This is a genomic window from Saccharopolyspora antiqui, assembly GCF_052246905.1.
Lineage (GTDB): Bacteria > Actinomycetota > Actinomycetes > Mycobacteriales > Pseudonocardiaceae > Saccharopolyspora.
The window spans coordinates 141,771-167,638 of the sequence record NZ_JBQQBO010000015.1; the positions used below are offsets into that span (position 1 = coordinate 141,771).

Here is a 25,868-nt window from a genome sequence, read left to right on the forward strand (position 1 = left end):
TACGGCATCGATCACCTGCGACACTGGCATTTATGGCAGCCGACGGCCTGACGCACTTGGTGCTCTGGGACATCGACCACACCCTGATCGAAACACGCGGGGTAGGACGCGAGATCTACGAACGCGTGTTTCCCCAAGTGACCGGCCAACCTCTACGAGAACTTGCCACCGTGCACGGCCGCACCGAGCTCGACATCATCCACAACACGCTGCAACTACACGACCTCGAACCCACCGAACAGGCTGTCAACCAGCTCGCCGCCGCGCTCGCCGACGGCTACCGCGACGCGATCGACAAACTCACAACACGAGGTCGAGTACTTCCCGGCGTATGGGAAGCACTCAATGCCCTCGCAGGCGAGCCTCGCCTTCACCAGAGCGTGCTCACCGGCAATACCACCGACGTCGCCCGCATCAAAGTCGAAGCCTTCGGACTCGACCGCTACCTCGACCTGTCTACCGGCGCCTACGGCGACGACCACCGCGACCGCCCCGAACTCGTCACCATCGCCCGCAAACGCGCAGCGCACCGACTCGGTAACACGATTCCCGCAGAGCAAGTGGTCCTCATCGGAGACACACCCAGCGACGTAGAGGCTGCACTCACAGCAGGCGCCCAGATCATCGCCGTCGCCACCGGCAAATACTCGATCGCCGACCTACGCGCGGCCGGAGCCACTACCGCCTTCGAGAGCCTGACCGACGTTCCCCACTTGCCACGAGCGATCACAGGCTGACCCCCCGTCGCGCTCAAACCGGCAGCCGAGTAGAGCTTGACGGGAGTGCGTTTCGGAGCTATCTTGCTGCTTCCTAGTGTGTTGACTGGCCTGGATAGCGCACAAGCGGTCTGGGAGTTGAGGTCCACCGGGGCGTCCAGCAGCCCGTACTGATCAGTGATTTTTGTCACATTTCCTTGATCGATGGCCGATGAGGGCCTGTTTTCGCGGACTTCAGGGTCGCAAGGATTTCCAGTACGGCGGGCACGAATGGCACGTTCGTTGATCGCGGATTCGTGCCGCCGGTGAGCGAGGGAAGGTGTGATCATGCCGGTAGGAGTCGGCTACGCGCCTGTGGCGTGGACAAGATCGGTCCGCGAGGTTCCTACTCATGTGCTTGTTCATCTGCCTGTTCATGCGCCTACTCATCTTCTCATCAGAGTTGCTGCCCCGGAATGCCGGAACAAGACGGCCTTGTCGCAGGTCAGCGCGGTGCGGCGGGCTCGGCGAGTGTGCCAGCTTCAATGGGTAACCATTGGTTATCACCACCGCCGGGGGCGAAACGGTCGCCAACGCCGGGTGGAGAGTCCCACGTAGACAGTTGGTCCTAGTGCCTCGTCTATGAACCTTGATGGGGTTATTGATCTTTTAGTTCGGGTTGTCGGGCATGCTGTGGACACGAGTTGATCAGTGTGTGGGGGTGGTGGATGCCTCGTCGTCCGGAGGTGTTCGTGCGTCCGGTCAGCATGGCCGAGGGGCAGCGGTTGCAGCGCATCGGCAGGACCGCGAAGGACCCGGTGAAGCTGCGACGGTCGATCGTGGTGCTGGCCTCGGCTCAGGGCCAGTCGGTCTCGGATATCGCGCACCTGCTGGCGTGCTCGCGGGACTATGTCCGCGATGTGATCCACTCCTTCAACGAACGGGGGTTTGCCGCGCTGGACCCAAAATGGAACGGGGGCGCACCCAGGACGATCGATGATCCGGCCAGGACCCGGATCTGCGCGATCGCCGGATGTGACCCCCGTTTCCTGGGGCAGCCGTTTTCGACGTGGTCGCTGTCGAAGCTGCGTGACTACCTCATCGACAGCCAGATCGTGCAACGGATCAGTCGGGAAACGCTGCGACGGATTCTGCGCGATGGCGGGATCTCCTGGCAGGCCACCAAGACCTGGAAAGCCAGCAACGATCCCGACTTCACCGCGAAGCTCGCCCGCGTCCTCGACCTCTACGACCATCCACCCGTGGACGGGAGGGTGGTCTGCGTGGACGAGTTTGGGCCGCTGAATCTCTTGCCTCGTAAGGGAAAAGTGTGGCGACCGTTCAAGCAGCCGGCGCGGTTGCGTGCGACCTACACCCGCACCGAAGGGGTGCGGCACCTGTTCGCCGCGCTGGATCTGGCCACCGGCAAGATCACCTACCGCATCCGGGAACGCAAACGGTGGCGGGAGTTCCTGGACTTCTGCAAGACCCTGCGACGTCGCTGGCCGGGCCAACGGCTGTATCTGATCCTGGACAACTACGGGCCACACAAGCGACCCGACGTGCTGTCCTGGTGCCAGGCCAACAACATCGAGCTGGTGTTCACCCCGACCAACGCCTCCTGGCTGAACTGGATCGAAAGCGAGTTCGCCGCCCTGCGCTACTTCGCGCTGTCCGGCACCGACCACCGCAGCCACACCGAGCAAAACGCCGCCATCGCCGCCTACATCCGATGGCACAACGCCCGCACTCAACCCAAACAACACTTCGCGATCAACTCACCCATCCGAAACCTCAATTACAAGATCAACATTGCTTGACGAGGCACTAGCTGCTCTCTCATCTTATCTTCGTCATGTTGGAGACGGTTTTCTCTTTCACTACAAGGGAGTCTGCTGTGCCGTCGCTTGCTCTGGTGACCAGCTTTCGGCGTCTCGTGATGGGCGGCAGCAGCACGCGCTAGACGACGCTCGTGGCTGGCGCGGCGCGCTGTCGAGGAATCCATTTGCTGCGTGGTGAGATCAACAAGTTCGGGTTCCGTTGGGGGTTCATCTTGGGGTACCAGCGGGGGTTCCATTGCGGGTTCTGCCCAGAGCTGCCGCCCCGACCTGCCGGGACAACGCGGTCTTGTCGCTGGTCAGCGGCCTGTAGTAGTGGCGGCGGAGGTGCCAGACTTCCATGGGTAAATCCATGATGCCATCAGATCTCGGCGGCGGGCGGCGGCTGTCGCCGGGCGAGGTGTCTGCTGTGGACGCTCGCCTGACCGAGCGGGATCGCCGCATCCTGGTGTTGTTGGAGGAGCATTTCACCTTCACCACGTCGCAGGTGGCGTTACTGGCGGGGCTCTCGTCGCTGATCACCGCGCAACACCGGCTTGCGACGCTGTATCAGCGGCGGGTGCTGGAGCGCGCTCGGCCGTTTCGTGCCGGTGGTGGCTCGTATGAGTGGCAGTGGATGCTCGGCCCCGCTGGAGCGAAGATCGTCGCTGCCGGGCGTGGAGTGACGCCGATGCGGCCCGCGAAGATCGCGGCACGCTGGCGGAAGCTGTTCAACGGATGGCGCTACACCGAGCTGGCCGCCCAGCACGCCTGGTTTTGCGCCCTGATCGCCTCCGCGTGCGGCGAAACTGGCGCGGGTGGGAAGTTGGTTCGTTGGCGGTCGGCGTGGCGGGTGAGCAAGGCGTGGGCGGCCACCACGGACGGCTACGGCGTGTGGCGCTTGCCCGATGGCCGTGAGTTGCCGTTCGTGCTGTTGCTGGATGATCCGCCCCGTGTCGGGGCGCATGAACTCCGCGAGCGCATCGGCAGCATCCCCGACCCCGCTCTGTCCTTCACCCACAAAGCCGGGTTCCCCGAGGAAGCGGTGACGTTGATCTGGTGCCCCACGCTGGGCCGCGAGCAGATCATCCGCCGCGCGATGACCAAGCACCTCGGCAGCACGACTGGAATGCCGGTCGCCCTGGCTTGCGGCGAATACGCCGAGATGGTGGAGGGAGGGCCGCATGGTCGTGTGTGGATACCACTCGGCGCGCTGTGGCGAGGTGTCGCAGGACGCCTGACGCTGGCCGAACTCGCCGATGCTGTCGGCGCGGCCCCCGCAAGGACGGAAGCTACCTACACCGAAGCGGAAGGCGGTGGTAACGACGAGCTGATCCTCTACGACGATCCAGAGCCCGATGACGAGTACGACGAGCGGATCGCATGAACCCCTCGTGTTGAAATCTGGACTCCCGCGTCGACCGTCCTGTGTGGTCTCCCTCGGCGAGACCACGCCGAGACTGCGAGTGAGACCGGCGAGACCGATCGAGGCGGCCAGTCTCGGCCTGTGTCTCGGTGGTCTCGGAGCAAGTCTCGGCAGGACAACAAGGAGTTCAGTCGACCGGTGATCGCTGGCCCCGACGGGTGCTCGAAGGACAGTCGGGGAGTCGAAGCCCACCGGCCGTAGCACGCCGACACCGCCAGCCACCACAGCGCGCGTCATGGCGCGTGCCCGCAACCCGATCAAACCCACGCGGGCAAGGGAATGCGGGTGCTCCGGCTGGTGCGTGTCCGCTGCGTCGACGGTTGCACCGTGACCACGACCAGCACCCGCGACCCGGTCCCACCGTTGTGTGGGCGTCGCGGGCAGGAGGTATCCCATGTACCCCCACCACCGCACACCAGACGAGCCCGACGACCAGCCCCCGAGCACAGACGACCACGCCGCACCGATCGTCCCGCTTCCCTGCACAGCCCCCGACGACCACATCGAACAGCTGCCGGAGACCGGACCTGACCAGCCGGTTTGGCAGTATGATCCGAAACGCACGCGCGGCAACGCCCGCCACTTCACCGGCCATGTCACCCGAGTTGGCGGCGCGGAAGGCCAGCGACTGCGCGGCGAACTCGCCGATGTGATCGGTGACCTGCTGCGCTGGGCCAGAACCCAACACCACGGCGAAGACCGTGACGCGGATGATCCCAGGGAAGGCAAGGCCGCATGACTCACTCCCGCAGTGGTTCGCCCCGTCCAGGGGGACGTCCGCCCCGCCGTCCAGGACACCGTTGGTGCCCCGTCCTCCAGTACGGGTGTCAACGGCCCCTTTGCACTCCGCATTCCCGCAGGACATACCCGTGACCGGGGAAACCGACAGGAGCCAGACTGGTTCCCATAACCAGCGTGTGTGCGGCGCATCTCAATATGCGAACAAGCCGAATATAACAGTCAAGAATCGACGCAAGATCTCTTTGCTGCTGAGCGCCAAAAATCGCGCTTTAGAAGAGCGTGCAGGGACAGCTCGCCCATGAGCCCGAACATGTCGCAACCAGCCGCAACGATGCCGCGAAGCCACCCGTCGGCCCGCCTGATCCGGTCGGGGACCCGCAGCCCAGAAAATCGCCCGAAAATAGCAGAACAGGGGGCGATAAATCATCGACCAGCTACATCGATTGGAGGTACCATAATCAGCAGAAACGGCACGGAGCGCGGGAATATCCAAGCGAATCCGTGGGGAGTTCTCCGCGTGGTTCGGGACCTGCTGGAATGGGCGCGGAACACACAATTCGGAACATTTGACCACGAGGAGGTGAGGCGTCGTGACTACCGATGATGATGGGCCTGCGGTGAATCCTCCGGCTCCGGCGGTGCTGCGGCGCACCGCCGAGGTTTCCGCAACGATGCCGGTGCGAGCGTCGGGACCGTCGGGGTTGTCGGACTACGCGGTGTCGCCGCTGGGGATGTCCACGGCAGCGCTGCTGCGCGACGAGGTGCGCGTGGCCTTCCTCGGCCGCACATCGACCGAGGATCAGCAGGACCCGCGTCAGTCGCTGGTGCGGCAGTTGGGCAACTGCAAGACCCCGATCCCGGAATCGTGGGTCATCGTCGCGCATTTCTATGACGTCGAGTCCGGGCGTATGGAACTCGACCAGCGCGGCCACGGCGAGAACTACGAGCGGTTCGACATCCCCATCGCCCGCGACGGCGGCATCGCCGATCTGCTCGACGAGGCGGCCCACCCTGGACGTCGGTTCGATGTGGTGATCTGCGAAAGCATCTCCCGCGTCGCCCGCCGCGCCTACGAAGGACTCTCCGTCGAGCGCGAGTTCGAGAAGGCGGATGTGCCGCTGTTCGCGGCCGACGAGCCGATCACCCTCAGCGGTAGCCGTGCTCAGCGGGTGTTGCAGCGGCGGATCAACCAGTCCATCGCCGAGTACGAGGTGATCAACACTCTCGAACAGTCCTGGGGCGGGTTGTGCACTCATGTCCGTGAGGGTTGGAACATCGGCAAACCGCCCTACGGCTACAAGGCCAAGACCTACCGCCACCCCAACCCAACCAAGGCCGACAAAGGTCAGACCAAGACCAGGCTGGAACCGGACGGGCTGTGTGCTGAGACGGTGGCGCAGATCGCGCAGTGGCGCTACCACGAGCAGCTCGGCTACGACACCATCGCCGAACGCCTCAACGCCGACCCGCAGCGCTACCCACCACCCATCCCACCCGGCAAAGAGCGCGCCCGTGGTGCGTGGGGCAAGACAAGCGTGTACGAGATCCTGCGAAACCCGAAATACACCGGGTTTCAGGTGTTCAACCGCCGGGCTTCGCGGTCAAAGCGAGGCAAGGTTAACGATCCGGTCAAGTGGGTGTGGTCACCGAAGCCTACGCATGAGCCGTTGATCCCGAAGTGGATGTTCGACGAGATGACCGCCCGCACACAAGCCAAGCGCGGCTCCCGCGCGGGCAACGACCGCAACACCCACCCCGAAGCGCGCCGCACGTACCTGTTCCGGGGCATGGTGTTCTGCGGCTGCGGTCGACGGATGTTCGGCGGCCAACGCCACAACAAGCCCTACTACCTATGCTGGCCCCGCAATAACAACCGAGGCCGCCCGGACAAATACGACGGCCACCCCAAGACCGTCTACCTCCGCGAAGACCACGTACTCGATGCGGTGTCGCGTTTCTTCGCGGACCGTGTGTTCGGTCCGCATCGGCGGGAGATCCTGGCCGCCGACCTCGACGGCATCGACGACCGCGCCACCCGCCAACGCCAAGCCGAACGCGAACGGCTCCAACGTGTCTTGGCTGATATCGCCCGCCGTCAGAACTCGATCCTGCGGCAAGCCCAGGACGGAGACCCCGACGACCCCTTCACCAAGGGACTGCGCGGCAGTTACAACGAACTGGAAGCCCAGAAAAAGGCCACACTCGCGAGTGTGGCCGAGCTGGACGCAGCCGACGAAGCCGAGCCAGGCAGACCCAGCCCAGACGACGCTGCGCTACTCGACTCGCTGCCCTACCTAGCGCTGAACCTCACGCACGCCCCCGAGGCACTGCTCCGGCGACTGTTCGAGATCACCCACCTCACCGTGCGACTGCGCGACGACAGCGACGAAGCCACGATCACGATCAAGCTGCACGCCGACCAACTACCCCAAATCGCCCTAGCGGCAGAAAGGATCACCGAAGTCATGCCATCTACACGAGACGTGCCTGTTCAACAGGCACCAGCCGCTTGTGTAGATGCGGTACGTGCCCCCGGTGCGACTCGAACGCACACTGGACGGATTTTGAGTCGGCAAGAAGTTCTTGCTCCGGTGTAACCGCAGGGCTAACGGGACAGATCGGTGGCAAAAGTGTTGCTGCAGAGGCGCTATCGGCCGCAGTTCACACCCAGACTCGCACCCAGCTGGTGGCTCATCGGCGTTAGCCGGATTTGGCAGTGGCGCACCGGTGCCACAGGCTGGGGAGCCGCGCGTTGAACGCCACCATCTCAGCCACGGCGGCCTGCCCCCATAACCGCTTTCGACCGGGCTTGTTGATCTTCTCCAGGGCTGAGCTCACGGCATCGGAGGTGATCACTCATATGTCCATCCGTCCGACCTTTGCCTGACGCGTCAGGCTGAACACGCCGTTGACGTGGCAGCACCGCTGTGTTGACTGCAAATAGGTGAGAAGTCCTATTGGTCAGGTTGATCATTCGGTAGCATTCGTGAGCGAATGCTCGCTCCGTGTAGCAGTGCTGGGGGGTAGATGAGAAAACGACCTGTTGTTGCAGGTAGGAAGAGATCTAATCAACGCGCTTCGATCGAGGTCGGAGATTCCCGCAAGCGGGTGCGCTCCAGTGCAGGCTTCTGGACAGTGGTCGGGGGTGCGGCTGCGGTGTTGGCCATCGTGACCTCGTTTATGACCGCGCCTGTTAACGACGCTCTCAAGGATATTCAGCTGGAAAAGAAGCCGGCGCTGATCGCGGAGGATGTCCGGTCGGTGCCTGGCGACGATGACGCGATTTATGGGTGGTACTTCCCGAAGGCGTTATCAACGCAACAGGTGGACCATCTAAGGAGGGTCTATCGTGATATGCGAGCAGATCAGAGTTACTCTGGCGAGTCGATAGATCAGGAAATGATTCATGAGGGTGGTATCCGAGTTGGCTCTGAGGGTTCTTTGGATTCTCCTTTTGTAAGTCGGCACAGGGTCAATCTTGTCGGCAACCGTAGTCAACGAGTGCGCGTCAATGACATGCGGGCAAGGGTGCTGGAGCGAAAGTCGCCTGATGGGGGAACGTTTATCTTCAAACGCCAGGCGGGGGGTGGGGTTGCGGACCTGCTTACGGTGAATCTCGACAGCGATGACACTCGACTGTATTCTGTCAAGGAAGACGATAATGGTGAAATTAAAGTCGGGAGTCCTTTTCTGGACGAAGAAAGCAGGTTTGCCGAGCTAGGGGAGCCTTTGCCATTCGAGATTGTGGCAGCTACCCTTAACTGCTTTTGTACCTGGGAACTCGTGGTCGAAGTCTCGTACGAGAACGAGCATGAAAGTGTGGTTGTTCGTAGTGACGGAACGTCCGCTGGGAAGCCTTTTGAGACAGTTGCGGCAGGCCAGTGGTGGGAATACGAAAGTGCGTATCAGATTATTCCCGGTTCTGATGAATTGATGGACTGTAATGATCCTGCGGTTGTGAATTCGTATTCGGCATGCTAGCTCGCGTGTGTCCGGAAGCCGCGGGTTGGACCATTTTGGCCGTAAAGTCACCTGTCGCACGGCCGGTCATGGCTGACGCCTTCGGGGAGAAGCCGTAGTTCCTGCTCAGTGAAGTCGCGGTTCGAGAGGCGGCAGAGATCACGGAACCACTCTTCGGGATCAAGGGAGAGTGGTTTGCGATAGCCTGGGAAACCGTTGGGGAAGAAATTGCTCCCGTCGATCGCCGGTTCGGCTTCTTTCTTTATCGATGCGATAAGACGTGACTGATCCCATCGCCAGATATGTACTTGTTCTTCTGTCGTGGTGAACAGGTAGTTGCCAGAGAATCCGACGAGCTCTTCGTCTTCTTGGTCCGGCGATTGCAGCACGGGAAGCACGCGCATCTCATCCAGATCCACAAGGCCGATGGTGCCGGTCTCCATTGCTGCAGTCGAACCATCCGGCGAGGTCATCGTATCGCTGTCCCAGAGGCTGGCGTACATGTCTTCCAGAACTGTCGAACTCAATCGGGTCTGTGACCGGATATCCAGAATTGACAGTTCTTCTTCGGCGCGCACAATAAGCTGGTCGGGGTGCCCGGGACGACGGCTGGTCAGCGGGCCTTGCGGTGCAAGCGAACCAGTCTGGGCAGGGGTTACGGTCACGGCCCGCCCTATCTGCCGCCCGGTGTTCGGGTTCCATTTTGAGAGTGTTCCGAACTGCCCGATGAAGATCGATCCATCTGAGGTGGCCGTCACTGATGCGGTTCGTTCATCGCCGATCCCGCTCATCGTAGGAGTCGGCAATTGCACCTCGCGCTCGAATGTGAGTCCATCGGTGCGGAAAATGCTCACTATGTTGTCGGTCACCACGAAGAGACGTTCTCCGGTGATGTCGAACCCCAACGCGTCTGGTGACTGCGGAACAGGCAGGATGTTCAGCACAGCCCCGTTGGCATCCAGCAACGCCAGTTCTAGTCGTTCGTCCTCGTACCAATAGGTGTATGCCGCCCATAATCTGCCGTCCGATGACTGCGTGAGTATGTCCGCTCTGGGGAGACGCGGAATCGGTCCGAGCCGGGCGGCGACCTGGCTGACTTGTACGACACCCGCTCTGTCGGAGACCGACTGTCTGATGGAGATCGCGGTGAGCACTTCATTGTCGCCGGGGATGAGCACGACCGGTGAATCTCCCCAGGAGACGGGCGCCGGAGAATCGCCGAAGTCGAACCAGCGTCCGGTGTCGAGGCGTATCGCGCCGATTGGCTGGTACGGGCTTTCGTCGCTGCTGGGCAGCAAGTATTGCCCAGCGTCATCGACATTGTACGAACAGTCGTCGCTGATCGGGAACGAATGCTGAACCGAGCCGGAATACGCGTCGTAGATCGTCGCGGTGTTGCCTACGCAGCCGATAATGCGTGTTCCATTGCTGAGGATTGAAGGTGATGTGCCTTGATCCTCGGATAAAGGAAATGACCGAAGTACCCGGTTGGTGGAGAGTTCCCGTACGACAGCAGCGATTCCGGAGTCCGTGTCAGGTGTGGGTTCTGTGCTCGTCAGCAACATGCCGTCCGGCGACACGTACGGTTGATACCTCGGATTGTCCGCCATTATCGGCGTTTGCGCTCCACTCTGGACCTCCTGTCCGGTCTGCACGTCCCAGGCTCGGATGTGTTGCGGTTCGCCCTCTCGTTCCAGGCTGAACCGTGCACCGGCGGACAAATACCGACTGTTCGCGCTAAACGTGGGTTCGCCGAACACTCCGTCCGAACCCAATACGATGGGATCACCGGGCCGGCTCAGATCCCAAACCTGGAGGCCGGATTCCCCGGTCGCGGCCAGCCACCGGCCGTCCGGGCTCAGCGAGAACGCCCCGCTTTCTGTGCGGATCTCGCGGTGCCGCGTGTCCGGACCAGGTAGGTTCCACCAAATCGTGATGGTAGAAGCATCCCAGGATGCAAAGGCCACGACTTTGCCATCCGCGCTTGACCGGAGCGTATTCACGTTGCGCAACAACGGATCGGCCGGCAGGCGATCGACGCCCAACCAGTAAAGCCGCTGCCTGAGCAGGGCTCCGTAAGCCTCTGGGCTGTCCGGTTTCTCACGGTAGGCTGCCAACGCCAGCTGCAGGGCGTCTGTCGGATTGACATCGGCGACGTGGTCCTGGAGCTCGTCCAGGCCGGCGAGTCGGTTCGATTCCTCGGCCAGACTTACGGCGTTGGCGGACTGGATCCGATCGTTGAGTTGGACGTTGTTCGTATAGGCGACAATGGCCAGTACCAGCGCCAGCACGCTCACCACCGCAGTGCTGATCCGCCAGCGAAGCAGGCTTCGGCGGCTGGAGTTCTGCTGCCGGTCCAAGTCCGCCATCCAGCACTCCCCGCGATCGATATGTGAGTCAGATCTCTTATTCGAGGTTAGCGAAGACCGTCCGAGGGCGGGTCCGTTTTGGATAAGTGGCTCCGGCGATTGGATCATTTGAGGCGTCGGGTGGTGGGGCGGGTGTCCCAGCGGTAGTGGGTTCGGGCGTGGTGGATGAGTTGACGGACGGTGATGATGGCGGCGGCGAGGTAGAGGTAGAAGTCGACGGTTGTGGCGTTGCGGTCGGTGCAGCGGCGGAGCTTGCCGAAGTTGTTCATCCATGAATGGCCGCGCTCGACTACCCACCGTGTGCCGGCCTGGATGGGTGCGAAGAGACCTTTTCGGGCAATGACGCCGGTCAGGCCTTCGTCGTCGAGTAGGTCGCGGGTTTTGCCGCTGTCGTGACCGCTGTCGGGGTGCACGCGGGCAGTGCGGGGCAGGCCACCGGCGGGTAGGTCGGTGATCTGTTGCCGGGTTTGTCGCAGGGTGGGTTCCAGCAGTGGCCAGTCGTGGCGGTTGGCGCCTGCGGAGACGATTCCCAGTGGCACACCTTGTTTTTCGGTGGACATGGAGCGTTTCAGTTCACCTTTTCGGCGGTCCACTGGTGATGGTCCGGCTTTCTGGCCACCGCAGGGTGCTTTGGTGATACACCCGTCGACGGACAGATCATCGAGTCTCAGGCCGATCATCCGGTCGAACGCGGCCAGGCATAACGCGTTCAGTCGGGTGGCGATACCCAGTTCGGCCCATTCGTCCAGCCTGCGCTGGATGGTGCGGTCCGAACATTTCCTGGTGGCGATGCGTTCGTAGCCACTGCCGTGCACCAGTGCGGAGATGATGTGGTCGAAGACCACACGGTCGTCGATACGGCGGCGGTGACAGCCCAGCGGATGCTTGGGGTCGAACTCCGGGCGCTGGGGCAGCAACTCGGCGAATTGGCCCCAGACCGGCTCGATAAGCAAAGATGGCAGCAAGGGCATGGTCGTTCCTCGTGATCACGAAGCGTCAGCAACTTCATGATCACCAACGGCCATGCCCGCCCTACTCCCGGCCCTCGAATCAAGATCAGCTACGCCCTACTGCCGGAACCTCTTAGTCAGCCGCCAGAACCCGCGGCCGACTGGGTAGTGCTGTGCACCAGCACCGCCTTGTTACCGCGTAACCTCGCGGCGTGCGGTGACGAGCTCGATCGGCGGCACGTAGCCGGTGATGCTGTTGATCGTGCGATGCAGGTCGTGATTGAGAGCGTCGATGTCACAGCGGGCCAGCCCACCGGCGGTGGCGATGACAGGCATCGGTGATGCCCGCCAGGTCGTTCATGGTGCCCACGACGCGCAGCTCGGCAGTCTTGCCCACGGTCACGTTCTGCCTGGCAAGCGCATCGGGCGGGAGACCCTCGCTGCGCAACGTCCCCTCGATCGCCGAGACGACAAACGGTCCGACTGGGCGCAGCTCGGCGACGGTCGCATCGGGCACGAACGGCGAGAAAAGGGTTCCGGCATGGGTGAGCAACAGGCATTTTCGCCGCTGGACCCAGATTAGATGGGCATAAAAATCCTCCGTGGAAGCCTTACCGGCGACCGGAGTGGAGATCCGCAACAGCGCCACACCTTGCCGGTGCACCGCAATATCACGCCCCGATCATAGGACCTGCCACTTGCTGGACATGCCCGACGCACCCGACCCAGCGCAGCGTAACCGGCGATCGATCCAGACCAGGGTCCGTCGACCGGTCCTCCATAGCTGGGTGTCGATCGGCGTGTCGCCAAAAGCGGTGCTGGCTGATGCCTCGAGTGCGACACCTGGCGCTTGCTGAGTATCTCGTTGCAACAAACTCGCACCCAGAAATCAACTAAAGATCAACAGTTTGCTTCATTTTGCCTGATCAGGCCAGTGCCCCCGGTGCGACTCGAACGCACACTGGACGGATTTTGAGTCCGCTGCCTCTGCCGATTGGGCTACGGGGGCTGGTGTGCATGTGAGCATACTCGCCCCTTGATCAACCGCTGCCCGGAGGGTGTTGCGGGATCTTTCGTCTGGTTCATCCCGGTTCGGGACCCTGGTGGTTGTGGATCACTGGGGGTTAGGTTCGCAACCTCTGCACCGAGGTTTGCCGGATGAGCACCGGGGGGCTGTTGTGGTCGATGAAGCCAGGGTCGGGTCCGCAGCCGATGCCGACGCTGTTGGGCTGCGGCGGAGTTTGAAGAACCGCCACCTGCAGATGATCGCGCTCGGCGGCATCATCGGCGCCAGCCTGTTCATCGGTAGCGGCGCGGTGATCTCCACCGTTGGCCCGGCGGCGGTGCTGTCGTACGCCGTGGGCGGGCTGATCGTCGTGCTGGTGATGCGGATGCTCGGCGAGATGGCCACCGCGGCTCCCGCGCTGGGGTCGTTCATGGAGTACGCGCGGATCTCGTTGGGCAACTGGGCGGGGTTCACCATCGGCTGGTTGTACTGGTACTACTGGGTCGGCGTGGTGGCTTTCGAGGCCGTGGTCGGTGCCGAGTTGTTGAACCCGCTGGTGCCCGCGGTGCCGCAGTGGGCGATCTCGCTGGTGTTGATGCTGCTGCTCACCGCGACGAACCTGGTTTCGGTCCGGTCGTTCGGGGAGACCGAGTTCTGGTTGGCGTCCATCAAGGTGATCACGATCGTGATCTTCTTGGTGTGCGGGACCGTTTTCGTGCTGGGGATTTGGCCGGGGGCGGAGTTCTCGGTCGGCAACATCGCACTCGACGGGTTCGTGGCCAAGGGCGGTTTCGCCGTGCTGCACGGCGTGGTCATCGTGATCTTCTCCTACTTCGGTACCGAGATCGTCACCATCGTGTCGTCCGAATCGGACGAGCCGGAGAAGTCGGTGGCCAAGGCGACCAAGGCCGTGGTGTGGCGGGTGCTGCTGTTCTACGTCGGCTCGGTGACGTTGCTGGTGATGATCACGCCGTGGCAGGAGATCCCCTCCGATGGCGGCAGCCCGTACGCCGCGGCTTTCACCCGGTTCGGTTTGCCCGCGGCGGAGGTCGTGGTGAACGTGGTGGTGTTCACCGCCGTGATCTCGGTGCTCAACTCCGGGCTCTACACGGCCTCGCGGATGCTCTTCGCCTTGCAGCGGCGGGGATTCGCGCCGAAATGGGTTCGGGATGTCAACGGTCGTGGTGTGCCGTGGAAGGCGATTGTGCTGTCCACGCTGATCGGTTACGTCGCTGTTGCGGCCAGTTACGTCTCACCCGACACGATCTTCTACTTCATCATCAACTCCGCCGGGGCTGTCGCGTTGTTCATCTACGCGATGATCGCGCTCTCGCAATTGCGGATGCGGCGGCAGCTGGAACGGGAGGCGCCTGAGCGGCTTAAGTTGCGGATGTGGTTCTTCCCGTATTTGACCTGGGCCACCTTGATCTTGATCGCCGCGGTGATCGTCACGATGGGCGCCATCGAGGAGATCCGTTCGCAGCTCACGCTCAGCCTGATCAGCCTCGCCGCGATCGTGCTGATCTACCTGCTGTTCGTGCGGCGGCGGGCGGTGCGGACATGATCCACCTGATGTCGCAATGGTCACGTCGCGTGTTTACCTCGGCGTGAAGTTGTACCCGGTAAGCTGCGGTTTCCGATGCAATCCGCATCGGCGGACCCGAGTTTTACTGGAGGACCCCGGTGACGACGCCGGCTGTCGAGGACACACGCGAGGCCAAGCCCGTCGAACGTCGCGTACTCGTGGCCGAGGACGAGGCGTTGATCAGACTCGACCTGGTGGAAATGCTCCGCGAGGAGGGTTACCAGGTGGTCGGTGAGGCCGGGGACGGGCAGGAAGCCGTCCGGCTCGCCGAGGAACTGCGCCCGGATCTGGTCATCCTGGACATCAAGATGCCGAAGATGGACGGCATCGAGGCGGCCTCCAACATCGCCGGTGAACGGATCGCGCCGGTGGTGATCTTGACCGCGTTCAGCCAGCGCGACCTGGTCGAGCGGGCGCGGGACGCGGGGGCGATGGCCTACCTGGTCAAGCCCTTCGCCAAGCGCGACCTGGTGCCGGCCATCGAACTGGCGGTGTCCCGGTTCACCGAGGTGCAGGCGTTGGAGGCCGAGGTCGCCGACTTGACCGAGCGGCTGGAAGCGCGCAAGACCATCGAGCGGGCCAAGGGCCTGCTGATGAGCCAGCACAACCTCTCCGAGCCGGAGTCGTTCCGCTGGTTGCAGCGCACCGCCATGGACCGCCGGACCACGATGAAGGCCGTGGCCCAGGCGGTGCTGGAGAACCTCTCCTAGGCGCGGACGATCACTGCCCGGGTGGCTGGTCGCGCAATGCGCAGGTCAGCCGCGCCGAGCAGGTCCGCCGCCCCTGTTCGTCGGTGATCGTGATGTCGTAGGTCGCGGTGCTGCGTCCCTGGTGCAGGGGTGTGGCGACGCCGGTCACCACGCCTTCGGTGACCGCGCGGTGGTGGGTGCAGGACAGCTCCAGCCCGACCGCGACCCGGCTCGCCCCGGCGTGCAGGGCCGCCGCGATGGACCCGACGGTTTCGGCCAGCGCCGCGTTCGCCCCGCCGTGCAGCAGGCCGTAGGGCTGGCGGTTGCCAGCGACCGGCATCCTGCCGATCACTCGATCGGGGCTCCATTCGACGAGTTCGATGCCCATCCGCTCGGTGAGCTGCTCGTCGGCGGCCCGTAGCAGCCGGTTCGACCAATCGTTCTCGCTGGTCGTCGCCTTTCCGCGGTCGAGCGCAGCCACCGCTGGGTCCTCCTCCGCCTCCGGTCACGTGGTGTCAGGGCTTGAGCCTAGACTCGCCGCCGTGACGGATTCCGAGGACCGACGCCTGCTGCTCATCGACGGCCACTCGATGGCCTACCGCGCCTTCTACGCCCTGCCGAAGGAGAACTTCCAAACGGGCACCGGGCAGCACACCAACGCGGTCTACGGCTTCACCTCGATGCTGATCAACCTGCTGCGCGACGAGCAGCCCACCCACCTCGCGGTCGCCTTCGACGTCTCGCGCAAGACGTTCCGCAGCGACGCCTACGCCGAGTACAAGGCCAACCGCGGCGCCACCCCGGACGAGTTCCGCGGCCAGGTCAGCCTGATCCAGGACGTCCTCGGCGCGCTGCACATCCCGGTGCTGAGCAAGGAGAACTACGAGGCCGACGACATCATCGCGACGTTGACCACGCAGGCCGCGGTGGCGGGTTTCCACGTCTCGATCTGTACCGGTGACCGGGATGCGCTGCAGCTGGTCACCGACGACGTCACGGTGCTGTACCCGACCAAGGGGGTTTCGGAGCTCACCCGCTTCACGCCGCAGGCCGTCGAGGACAAGTACGGCCTGACGCCGCAGCAGTACCCGGACTTCGCGGCGCTGCGCGGCGATCCGTCGGACAACCTGCCGAAGATCCCCGGGGTGGGGGAGAAGACCGTCACCAAGTGGATCCAGCAGTTCGGGTCGCTTGCCGAGCTGGTGGACCGGGTCGACGAGGTCAAGGGCAAGGTCGGCGACGCGCTCCGCGAGCACCTGTCGTCGGTGCTGCTCAACCGGCAGTTGACGGAGCTGGTGCGCGATGTGCCGTTGGAGGCCACGCCGCAGGAGCTGGCAGTGCGGCCGTGGGATCGCGACGCGGTGCACCGGTTGTTCGACGACCTGGAGTTCCGGGTGCTGCGGGATCGGCTGTTCGCGACGCTGTCCACCGTCGAGCCCGAGGTCGAGGAGGGCTTCGAGATCTCCGGTGGTGTCATGCAGCCCGGCCAGCTGGTCGGATGGCTGGACAAGCATGCCCGCAACGGCAACCGGGTCGGGCTCGCGTGCACCGGGCAGTGGGCGCGCGGTCGTGGCGACCTGACCGGCATCGCGCTGGCCACCGCCGACGGCGCCGGGGCGTTCATCGACGTCACCGAGCTGAGCGCGGAGGACGAGCAGGCATTGGCGGACTGGCTGGCCGACCCGGCGACGACGAAGGCGGCGCACGACGTCAAGGGCGCGCTGCACGCCATCCGCGACCGCGGCTGGACGCTGGCGGGCCTGACCAGCGACACCGCGCTGGCCGCGTACCTGGTGCGGCCGGGGCAGCGGTCCTTCGAGCTGCCCGACCTGGTGGTCCGCTACCTGCAGCGCGAGCTGCGCGCCGAGCAGGGCGATGACGACGGGCAGCTGTCGCTGCTGGAGGACGAAGCGGAGACCAAGGAGAAGGCCGCCGCGTCGGAGCTGGTCCGGGCGCGGGCGGTGGCCGAGCTGGCGGACGCGCTCGACGTGGAGTTGGACCGCATCGACAGCCGCGGTCTGCTCACCGAGCTGGAGCTGCCGTTGCTGGTGGTGCTCGGCGAGTTGGAGGGCGCGGGCATCGCGGTGGATGCCGACCAGCTCGACGAGCTGGGCGCGCGCTTCGCCGCGCGGGTCAAGCAGGCCGCGCAGGACGCCTACGACGTGATCGGCAAGGAGATCAACCTCGGTTCGCCGAAGCAACTGCAGGTGGTGCTCTTCGACGAGCTGAACATGCCGAAGACCAAGCGCACCAAGACCGGTTACACCACCGACGCGGAGGCGCTGCAGACGCTCTACGAGAAGACCGAGCACCCGTTCCTGCAACACCTGTTGGAGCACCGGGACGCCACCCGGTTGAAGACCACTGTGGACGGTTTGGTGAAGTCCATTTCGGACGACGGGCGGATCCACACCACGCTGAACCAGACCATCGCGGCCACCGGGCGGCTGTCGTCGACCGAGCCGAACCTGCAGAACATCCCGATCCGCACCGAGGAGGGCCGCCGGATCCGGGAGGTGTTCGTCGTCGGCGACGGCTACGCGGAGCTGATGACCGCCGACTACAGCCAGATCGAGATGCGCATCATGGCGCACCTCTCCGGCGACGAGGGGCTCATCGAGGCGTTCCGCAGCGGAGAGGACTTGCACAACTACGTGGCCTCTCGGGCGTTCGGGGTGCCGATCGAGGACGTCGACCACGAGTTGCGGCGTCGGGTCAAGGCGATGTCCTACGGGCTGGCCTACGGCCTGTCGGCCTACGGGCTGGCGCAGCAGCTGCGGATTTCCGCCGAGGACGCCAAGGAGCAGATGGACGCCTACTTCGCGCGGTTCGGCCGGGTCCGCGACTACCTGCGGGAAGTCGTCGACCAGGCGCGCAAGGACGGCTACACCTCCACGATCCTGGGGCGGCGGCGTTACCTGCCGGATCTGACCAGTGACAACCGGCAGCGGCGGGAGATGGCCGAGCGGATGGCGCTCAACGCGCCGATCCAGGGCAGCGCAGCCGACATCATCAAGGTCGCGATGCTGGGTGTGCACCGCGCGTTGCGGGACAACGACCTGCGGTCGCGGATGCTGTTGCAGGTGCACGACGAACTGATCATCGAGGTCGCCGAGGGTGAGCGCGCCGAGGTGGAGAAGCTGGTGCGCGACCAGATGGGCTCGGCGCACCAGCTTGATGTGCCGCTGGAGGTTTCCGTCGGCGTGGGCCGGTCCTGGGACGCCGCCGCGCACTGAGCCACCTCGGCTGGGGTTGGGCGGCGGGTAATCGCGTGACTGCGGAGTGCAGTCATCGGGTGGGATCCGGCCCGGTGAAGCCTTTCTGGATGGTCGACATCACCGTCGGCGGGCCCGCCTGAACGCGCCGCCGATCGGTGCGGATAGCCTGCCTAGGCGCTACCGGTCGCGACTGCGCGCGGCACGGCTGTGCCTTCCGACAGGTGCGCAGCACGGGACGGATATCCCCGAATCCGCTTCCGCGCCAACCCCGAGGAGGAGCATGATCAGCATCGACAGAGTGGACCACCTGGTCCTCACCGTCGCCGATGTCGATCGGGCAGTGGAGTTCTACGAGCGGATCCTCGGCATGACGCCGGTGACCTTCCCCGGCGATCGGCGGGCGGTGAGCTTCGGTCGGCAGACGATCAAGCTGCACGCGGCCAGCGAGTTGGTGGAGCCGACCGCCACGCACCCGGTGCCCGGCTCGGCCAACCTGTGCTTCGTCACGGCCAATCCGCTCGCCGAGGTCCAGGAACACCTGCGCGCCAACGACGTGCGCATCGAAGAGGGCCCGGTTTGCCGGATCGGCGCGCAGGGCGCGATCACCTCGCTGTACCTGCGCGACCCGGACGGGAACCTGATCGAGATCGCCCGCTACGACGAGCCGACCGGCGAAACCGCCGCGCAGTAGCGACATGCCCCAAATGTCCAAACTGGACGCTCCGGAACCCGCCAGCTCGATCAATCGTGCGTGCCGCACCGGCTGCACAACGCCGAGGACTAGGTGAAGGGCACCTTTCACCAAGTAACTTGGTAGAAGGTGCCCTTCACCCACCGCCCGAACGGGGCGCTGTTCACGCCGTGATGCGAGACGGGCACAGCGACAGGATCAAAGGGACAGTTCGGGTTTGAGGCGGCTCGGGGTCCAGATCCGTTGCCGCCATGCCGCGACGGTGCTCAGCAGCAGTGCCGCGACCAGGTAGCACAGCAGGACGCCGACCGCGTTCGGCACCGCGGCCGTACCCGCGCCGCCGTAGAGCAGGTGGCGCAGGCCGTCGACGACGTAGCCCAGCGGCAGGACCTGGTGCAGCGGGTGCAGCGGTTCCGGGATCGTCTGCCACGGGAACGTGCCGCCAGCCGTGACGAGTTGCAGCACCAGGATGACCAGGGCGATGAACTTGCCCTTCGGTCCGAACGCGGCGTTGAGCGAGTGCACCACGGCGGTGAATGCGAACGAGGTCAGTACCAGGAAGCCGAGCGTCCACCAGGCGTGCGCCGGGTGCACGCCCACCCCGAAGACCACGACGAGGTACAGCAGCACCGCCTGCACCAGGCCGACGGCTGCGGCGGGTAGCCAACCGCCCAGCGCGACGCGCCAGGGCGCGACACCTGCGGCGAGCGCGCGGCTGGACAGCGGGCGCATCAGCAGGAACAGCACGAAACCACCGATCCACAGCGCCAGCCCCAGGAAGAACGGGGCCAGCCCGGCGCCGTAGGTGTCGGCCTTGACCTGGGCCTGGGTGTCGACGGCGACCGGGTCGCCGATGGCTGCTGCGGTGGCGGTGCGGGTCTGCTCGTCCGGGTTCGGGATGTCCTGGGCGCCCTTGCCCAACTCCGCCGCGAGCGTGTTCGACCCGTCCGCGAGCTGACCGGAACCGTCGGTCAGTTGTTCGGCGCCACCGGCGAGCTGATCGGCGCCGCTGCTCAGTTGCCTGGTGCCGGTCAAGGCCTGCTGCTGGCCGTCGCGGAGCCGGTGCGCGCCGTCGTCGACCTGGGTCGCGCCGTCGGCGAGGCGGCCGATGCCGCTGGCCATGGTCGGCATCGCCTCGGCGAGCTTCCGGTTGCCGTCGGCGACCTGTCGGGATCCGTCGGCCAGTGCGCGCAGCTGGCCGACCTGCGTCTGGACCTTGCCGTTGGCTTCGGTGATGGGGCTGTTCACTTGGTCGAGGCCCGCGGCGATCCGCTGCACAGTCGCCTCGTCCACCCCGGCCTGGCGGAGCTGGTCGGTGATTCGCGCCTTGGTCCCGTCGAGGTTGTCCGCGATCGCCTGCGAGACTCCGCCGAGTTGCTGGGCTTTGGCCGCGAGTTCTTCGTTTCCGGCGGCGACCTGTGCCGCGCCGTCGGCTAGAGCGGCGGTCTGCTCGGGCAGTGCCGCGGTCGACCCCCGGAGCTCATCCAGTCCATTGTGGAGCTGCCGGGTGCCGTCGGTGAGCTGGTTCGCTCCTGCGGCGAGTTCGGATTGGCCGTCGAGCAGCCGGTGGGCGCCGCTGGACAGCTGCGCGGTGCCGCGCTGGGCTTGGCCCAGCCCGTCGTGCAGCTGCCCGGCTCCGTCGGCGAGTCGTCCCGCGCCATCGGCGGCTTCGACGGTTTTGTCGTGCACCGTGCTGAAGCCGAGCAGGAACTGGTTCGCGGCCTCGGTTCCGGCACCCGCCGCTACCCCGCCGCGCACCTCGGATGCGACCTTGTCGGCGATGGTGCCGACGAGGTAGTTGTTGGCGTCGTTGGTGATCAGCCGCAGCTTCGCCTGTCGTGGTTGGAAATCGGCGGGGGAGAGCAGGGCGGCGGAGAAGTCTCTCGGCACCACCAGTGCGAACGTGTACCGGCCGCTGGCGACGCCTTGCCGGGCCTGCTGCTCGTCGGTGCGGTTCCAGTCGAAGGTGCCGGATTCGACGAGTTCCCGGTACACGTCCTGACCGGCCCGCAACTGGCTGCCGTCGTCGCGCCGCGCACCCGCATCGTCGATGACCACGGCCGCGGGCACCGAGCCGAGCTTTCCGTAGGGGTCCCAGTTCGCGTAGATGTACATCGCGCCGTACAGCAGCGGCACCAGGGTGACGGCGAGCAGCGCGAGCCTGGGCAGTTTGCCGGAAGTGAGGCGGCGCAGTTCGGTGGCGGCGAGGCGGAAGGTGGTCATCGCAGACCTTCGGGGGAATCCGGAGTGGACGTTTCGAGGTTGTTCGCGCCGATCCGAGCGGGTGTGATGCCCAGCTGGTCGGCGGAGTGCGGGTTGCAGAGGACGACGACGGCCATGCCGCACTCGGCGCGGCGGGCGGCCAGCGAGTACCAGCCGGTCGGGTCGCCGCCGTGCCGGTCGGGGCAGTCCAGCACCAGGGCTTTGGTGGAGCGCGCCGCGCAGCCGAGTTCGACCAGCAGCCGGGTTCGTTCGAATCCGGCGAGGTTCTCGAACCGCTCCTCGCCCGCCGCTGCGCAAGCCGACAACCACTCGCGGACCCTGCGGTGGCCGGACCTGCGGCCAGCCAGGCTCAAGCCTTCGGCGACCACGTCGCGCACCGGCAGGGCGCCGTCCGGCTCGGTGATCTGCGGTACGTCGACGACCGCGACGCTGCGGCGCAGCGCGTTGCCGTCGGTGGCGCCGTCCAGGCGGACGGTGCCGCGGCTGGGACGCAGTCGTCCGGACAGCGCCAGGGCCAGCGCGGTGCGCCCGGAGTTCGGGTCGCCGGTGACGAGCAGGACATGACCGCTGCGGGCGCGCAGCGAAGTGGGCGCCAGCAGCGCTCCGTGCGCTCCGTTCACCTCGACACCGGTGGCGACGATCTCCACGCCGACTCCTCGACTCTCACGGCCGGTGCGTCGGCCGGGCGAGCGTCAGCGCAGCGCGGTGGCCGGGCGCACCTCCCACATCGTCCACAGTGGCCGGTAACCCTGGCGGGGCCAGAACACCGAGGACAGCGGGTTGGGCGGGTTGTAGTACAGGAAGCTGCCGACGACTCCGGCGCGCGCGAACTCGTTGTGCGCCAAGGTCATCAGCTGCTGGCCGACGCCGGTGCCGCGGAGCTTCTCCTGCACCGACACGCAGTTGACGTACGCCCACGTGCCGGGCCGGAGCCGGTAGCCGCTGGGGGACTTGGCGGTGTCGACCCAGCCGCATTCCGCGACCGCGACCGGCGTCCCGTCCTGCTCCGCCAGCCACACCGGATCGCTGGAGTGCAGGCGCACGTGCGCAGCGGTCCGCTTCAGCCGCGGAGCGTCGGGGCGGTACGTCGACGTACCAACCTGGGCGGCGTATTCGAGCTCGGCGAGGGTGAGTTCGACGACGGCGTCCAGGTCGGCCGGTCCGGCGCGACGCACCTTTACGGTACCAGACAGTTTCGTATCTGTTGCCGGGCCGGGTGGGCGCACGGCCAGGCAGGACAGCGGGAGGAAGCCGTGGTCCAGCAGCGCCCGCGTCACCGCGACGTCCCGGCTCGGCCACACGACCACGCAGGACGAGTTGGGCCCCGGCGCGGCGTGCGCCATCAGCCACCCGCGCCAGGTCCGCAGCAACGCGTCCATGCCCGCCTGGGGCTGCTCGCCGAGGATCGGGAAGAGCTCGAAGACCTCACCGGCCTGCCACAGGCTCTGCGCCGAACCCGGCGGGTTGGTGTTGCGCACCACCAGCCCGGCCGCCGAAGCACCGTCGGGAGTCCGGGCCACTATCGGCTCGCCGTCAGCTGGCAGGTGGTGGGTGTCGGGTAACTGCGGGTCCAACGCCGCCAACCGCGCGAACTGCGCCCGCATCAACTCCTGTGCCGTCGCCACAGCCCCATCCTTCGGTGTTCTCCCTGAAGCGTCCGCCTGAGGTTCCGCTGCCCGAACGAGTCCACGGACCGGCTCTTCCCTAGGAATCCAGGACGCAGACGAAGATCGCCGTGCCCGGGAACAGGCGGCCGCGCAGCGGGCTCCACTGACCCCAGACCTGAGTGTGCCCCTCCGGCCACTCCGGTTCGACCAAATCCCGCAGCCGGAATCCCGCTGCGGTCAACTGGCGGACGTAGTCGCCGAGGGTCCGGTGGTGCTCCACGTAGGTGGCCCGGCCGGTGCCGTCGACCTCCAGGTACGGCGTCCGGTCGAAGTAGGAGTGCGTCGCGGTCAACCCGGTCGGCCCCGGATCGTCGGGAAAGATCCACCGCATCGGGTGGGTCACCGCGAAAACCCACCGGCCGCCCGGCCGCAGCACCCGCGCGACCTCTCGGAACACCGCCCCGGCGTCGGCCACGAACGGCACCCCGCCGAAGGCCGAACAAGCCAGGTCGAAAGACCCTTCGGCGAACGGCAGGCAGTCCGCGCTCGCCTGCACCAGCGGCACCGCGGTGCCGCTGTGCTCGCCGCATGCGACGGCATTCCGCAGCATTCCGGCCGAGATGTCCAACCCGACCGGCCGCGCACCATGATCGGCCAACCACCGGGAGCAGGACGCCGCGCCGCAGCCCACCTCCAGCACCCGCTTGCCGCGGATGTCGCCGAGCAGTCCGGCGTGCTGCTCGCGCAGCCGCTCCGGGCACCAGACGAAGTCGCTCTCGCCGAGGAACGCGCCGTGCTCGGCCTGGTAGTCGTCGGCATCGGCGTCCCACCACAGTCGGCTCGCGGCCCGCGATTCCGCCGCGCCCACGGTGCGTTTGGTCACATCGGTTGTGCCCAACAACCGTTCTGCGGAGCTACCCTGGACTTCGTCGTCTTCGGGCTCGTCGGCTCGTGTCAAGGATTCTCCTCGCCGATAGTGGGTACTGCTCGGACGTGAGCATTGTCCTCGTCCGGGACCCGCTGGTCGTCGAGGAGCACGGCAGTTTGCCCGACGATCGAGAAAGCGCGTACGATACCGCCCGCGCCGTGGGTCTTTTGTCGGCGGCTCTTCTGCACCGGGTCACCCGGCGATGGGGGCCGGTCGGGAAGCGGAATCTCCTGGTCCAGCAAGCCAGCTGGTCTTGGCCGGATGCCCGGGGCGCGGCAACAATGTAGATCCAGCGACCAACCTATCCGTACCGGAGCAACCCACCTGATGTCCACCGACACCACCACCGTCCCGACTGCAGCCGCCACCAAGCCGCAGGTCGCAGTGAACGACGTCGGGACGGAGGAGGACTTCCTCGCCGCCGTCGACCAGACCATCAAGTACTTCAACGATGGGGACATTGTTGAGGGCACCATCGTCAAGGTCGATCGCGACGAGGTGCTGCTTGACATCGGCTACAAGACCGAGGGCGTCATCCCCTCCCGCGAGCTGTCGATCAAGCACGACGTCGATCCCGCCGAGGTCGTCACCGTCGGCGACTTCGTCGAGGCGCTTGTTCTCCAGAAGGAGGACAAGGAAGGCCGACTGATCCTCTCCAAGAAGCGCGCCCAGTACGAGCGCGCCTGGGGCACCATCGAGGAGCTCAAGGAGAAGGACGAGCCCGTGCGCGGCACCGTCATCGAGGTCGTCAAGGGCGGCCTCATCCTCGACATCGGGTTGCGCGGCTTCCTGCCCGCCTCGCTGGTCGAGATGCGCCGCGTCCGCGATCTGCAGCCCTACGTCGGCCGCGAGCTCGAAGCGAAGATCATCGAGCTGGACAAGAACCGCAACAACGTGGTGCTGTCCCGTCGCGCCTGGCTGGAGCAGACCCAGTCCGAGGTCCGCAGCGAGTTCCTCAACCAGCTGCAGAAGGGCCAGGTCCGCAAGGGCGTCGTGTCCTCCATCGTCAACTTCGGTGCGTTCGTCGACCTCGGTGGTGTCGATGGTCTGGTGCACGTCTCGGAGCTGTCCTGGAAGCACATCGACCACCCGAGCGAGGTCGTCGAGGTCGGCCAGGAAGTCACCGTCGAGGTGCTCGACGTGGACATGGACCGCGAGCGCGTGTCGCTGTCGCTGAAGGCCACCCAGGAAGACCCGTGGCGGCAGTTCGCCCGCACCCACGCGATCGGCCAGATCGTGCCGGGCAAGGTCACCAAGCTGGTGCCCTTCGGCGCGTTCGTCCGGGTCGACGAGGGCATCGAGGGTCTGGTGCACATCTCCGAGCTGGCCGAGCGCCACGTGGAGATCCCGGAGCAGGTCGTCCAGGTTGGCGACGAGGTGATGATCAAGGTCATCGACATCGACCTGGAGCGTCGCCGGATCTCGCTGTCGCTGAAGCAGGCCAACGAGGGCTTCAGCCCCGACTCGGAGTTCGACCCGACGCAGTACGGGATGACCGCCGAGTACGACAACGAGGGCAACTACATCTACCCCGAGGGCTTCGACCCGGAGACCGAGGAGTGGCAGGACGGCTACGAGAAGCAGCGTGAGGAATGGGAGCGGCAGTACGCCGAGGCCCACACGCGCTTCGAGAAGCACATCGCCCAGATCACCAAGGCCCGCCAGGCCGACGCGGAGGCCGCTGCGGCCGCCGCTGCAGGTGGCGGTGAGGAGCCGCAGCCCAGCGGGGGCGGCGGCAACTACTCGTCGGCTTCCAACGACGAGCAGGACAGCGGCTCGCTGGCCAGCGACGCGCAGCTGGCAGCGCTGCGCGAGAAGCTCTCCGGCGGCGCGTGACGCCTGAGCAGTAGCAACAACGACCGGCCCCGCACCTTCCGAGGTGCGGGGCCGTTGTCGCACTCCCGCCCCATCCAGGTGAGCAGTGAAGGGCACCTTTTACCAAGTAAGTCGGTAAAAGGTGCCC

General features: G+C 65.5%; 19 protein-coding genes and 1 tRNA gene. 11 read left to right on the forward strand and 9 right to left on the reverse strand.

Annotated elements, in window-relative coordinates:
- The first annotated feature begins 32 nt into the window (after positions 1–32).
- From ACTWQN_RS23315 to ACTWQN_RS23340, 6 genes are all read left to right on the forward strand, one after another.
- Positions 33–737: an HAD hydrolase-like protein gene (locus tag ACTWQN_RS23315; protein WP_443205672.1), complete on the forward strand. Its 705-nt coding sequence runs from the start codon at positions 33–35 to the stop codon at positions 735–737.
- Positions 738–1,447: 710 nt separating this feature from the next.
- On the forward strand, positions 1,448–2,515 hold the full coding sequence (locus ACTWQN_RS23320) for an IS630 family transposase (protein WP_443205673.1): 1,068 nt from the start codon (positions 1,448–1,450) through the stop codon (positions 2,513–2,515).
- Between the two features lie 358 nt (positions 2,516–2,873).
- Entirely contained in the window at positions 2,874–3,899 is a 1,026-nt protein-coding gene (locus tag ACTWQN_RS23325) for a replication-relaxation family protein (RefSeq protein WP_443205674.1), read from the forward strand.
- 433 nt (positions 3,900–4,332) lie between these two features.
- Positions 4,333–4,677 carry a hypothetical protein gene (locus tag ACTWQN_RS23330; protein ID WP_443205675.1) on the forward strand — a complete coding sequence of 115 codons (345 nt, stop codon included), beginning with the start codon at positions 4,333–4,335 and terminating at the stop codon, positions 4,675–4,677.
- A gap of 703 nt (positions 4,678–5,380) precedes the next feature.
- On the forward strand, positions 5,381–7,276 hold the full coding sequence (locus tag ACTWQN_RS23335; RefSeq protein ID WP_443205676.1) for a recombinase family protein: 1,896 nt from the start codon (positions 5,381–5,383) through the stop codon (positions 7,274–7,276).
- Positions 7,277–7,835: 559 nt separating this feature from the next.
- On the forward strand, positions 7,836–8,660 hold the full coding sequence (locus ACTWQN_RS23340; protein ID WP_443205677.1) for a hypothetical protein: 825 nt from the start codon (positions 7,836–7,838) through the stop codon (positions 8,658–8,660).
- Positions 8,661–8,707: 47 nt separating this feature from the next.
- On the opposite strand, the gene ACTWQN_RS23345 is transcribed toward ACTWQN_RS23340, so the two are convergent.
- The 4 genes from ACTWQN_RS23345 to ACTWQN_RS23360 all read right to left on the reverse strand — a co-directional run bounded on the left by ACTWQN_RS23345 (position 8,708) and on the right by ACTWQN_RS23360 (position 12,967).
- Entirely contained in the window at positions 8,708–11,008 is a 2,301-nt protein-coding gene (locus tag ACTWQN_RS23345) for a WD40 repeat domain-containing protein (RefSeq protein ID WP_443205678.1), read from the reverse strand.
- Positions 11,009–11,112: 104 nt separating this feature from the next.
- Positions 11,113–11,979, reverse strand: coding sequence for an IS5 family transposase (locus ACTWQN_RS23350; protein WP_443205679.1), 867 nt, complete (start codon positions 11,977–11,979; stop codon positions 11,113–11,115).
- 274 nt (positions 11,980–12,253) lie between these two features.
- Positions 12,254–12,607, reverse strand: a complete 354-nt coding sequence (locus ACTWQN_RS23355) for a DUF6933 domain-containing protein (protein ID WP_443205680.1) — start codon at positions 12,605–12,607, stop codon at positions 12,254–12,256.
- A gap of 286 nt (positions 12,608–12,893) precedes the next feature.
- A tRNA-Leu gene (locus tag ACTWQN_RS23360) sits at positions 12,894–12,967 on the reverse strand.
- 169 nt (positions 12,968–13,136) lie between these two features.
- Between ACTWQN_RS23360 and ACTWQN_RS23365 the strand changes: the two genes are divergently transcribed.
- Together ACTWQN_RS23365 and ACTWQN_RS23370 are read left to right on the forward strand one after the other, a co-directional pair.
- Entirely contained in the window at positions 13,137–14,528 is a 1,392-nt protein-coding gene (locus tag ACTWQN_RS23365) for an amino acid permease (RefSeq protein WP_443205681.1), read from the forward strand.
- A gap of 119 nt (positions 14,529–14,647) precedes the next feature.
- Positions 14,648–15,259, forward strand: coding sequence for an ANTAR domain-containing response regulator (locus tag ACTWQN_RS23370; protein WP_443205682.1), 612 nt, complete (start codon positions 14,648–14,650; stop codon positions 15,257–15,259).
- 10 nt (positions 15,260–15,269) lie between these two features.
- On the opposite strand, the gene ACTWQN_RS23375 is transcribed toward ACTWQN_RS23370, so the two are convergent.
- On the reverse strand, positions 15,270–15,662 hold the full coding sequence (locus tag ACTWQN_RS23375) for a PaaI family thioesterase (RefSeq protein ID WP_443205719.1): 393 nt from the start codon (positions 15,660–15,662) through the stop codon (positions 15,270–15,272).
- Positions 15,663–15,828: 166 nt separating this feature from the next.
- On the opposite strand from ACTWQN_RS23375, the gene polA reads away from it, so the two are divergent.
- Positions 15,829–18,474, forward strand: a complete 2,646-nt coding sequence (gene polA, locus ACTWQN_RS23380; RefSeq protein ID WP_443205720.1) for a DNA polymerase I — start codon at positions 15,829–15,831, stop codon at positions 18,472–18,474.
- 262 nt (positions 18,475–18,736) lie between these two features.
- Positions 18,737–19,147: a VOC family protein gene (locus ACTWQN_RS23385; protein ID WP_443205683.1), complete on the forward strand. Its 411-nt coding sequence runs from the start codon at positions 18,737–18,739 to the stop codon at positions 19,145–19,147.
- A 198-nt stretch (positions 19,148–19,345) separates the two neighbouring features.
- Here the strand turns inward: ACTWQN_RS23385 and ACTWQN_RS23390 are convergent, their stop codons facing one another.
- The 4 genes from ACTWQN_RS23390 to ACTWQN_RS23405 all read right to left on the reverse strand — a co-directional run bounded on the left by ACTWQN_RS23390 (position 19,346) and on the right by ACTWQN_RS23405 (position 23,935).
- Positions 19,346–21,370 (reverse strand): YhgE/Pip family protein, encoded by a 2,025-nt coding sequence (locus ACTWQN_RS23390; protein ID WP_443205684.1) that lies wholly within the window; start codon positions 21,368–21,370, stop codon positions 19,346–19,348.
- Positions 21,367–22,017, reverse strand: coding sequence for an ATP-binding cassette domain-containing protein (locus ACTWQN_RS23395; protein ID WP_443205685.1), 651 nt, complete (start codon positions 22,015–22,017; stop codon positions 21,367–21,369). The genes ACTWQN_RS23390 and ACTWQN_RS23395 overlap by 4 nt, the downstream gene beginning before the upstream one ends.
- Positions 22,018–22,062: 45 nt before the next feature.
- The gene (locus ACTWQN_RS23400; protein WP_443205686.1) at positions 22,063–22,995 is read right to left on the reverse strand and encodes a GNAT family N-acetyltransferase; all 933 of its coding nucleotides are present in this window, start codon (positions 22,993–22,995) and stop codon (positions 22,063–22,065) included.
- Positions 22,996–23,074: 79 nt separating this feature from the next.
- Positions 23,075–23,935, reverse strand: coding sequence for a class I SAM-dependent methyltransferase (locus ACTWQN_RS23405; protein WP_443205687.1), 861 nt, complete (start codon positions 23,933–23,935; stop codon positions 23,075–23,077).
- Positions 23,936–24,232: 297 nt separating this feature from the next.
- Here ACTWQN_RS23405 and rpsA point away from each other — a divergent pair, with 297 nt between their 5' ends.
- The gene (rpsA, locus tag ACTWQN_RS23410) at positions 24,233–25,741 is read left to right on the forward strand and encodes a 30S ribosomal protein S1 (RefSeq protein WP_443205688.1); all 1,509 of its coding nucleotides are present in this window, start codon (positions 24,233–24,235) and stop codon (positions 25,739–25,741) included.
- The last annotated feature ends 127 nt before the right edge of the window (positions 25,742–25,868 follow it).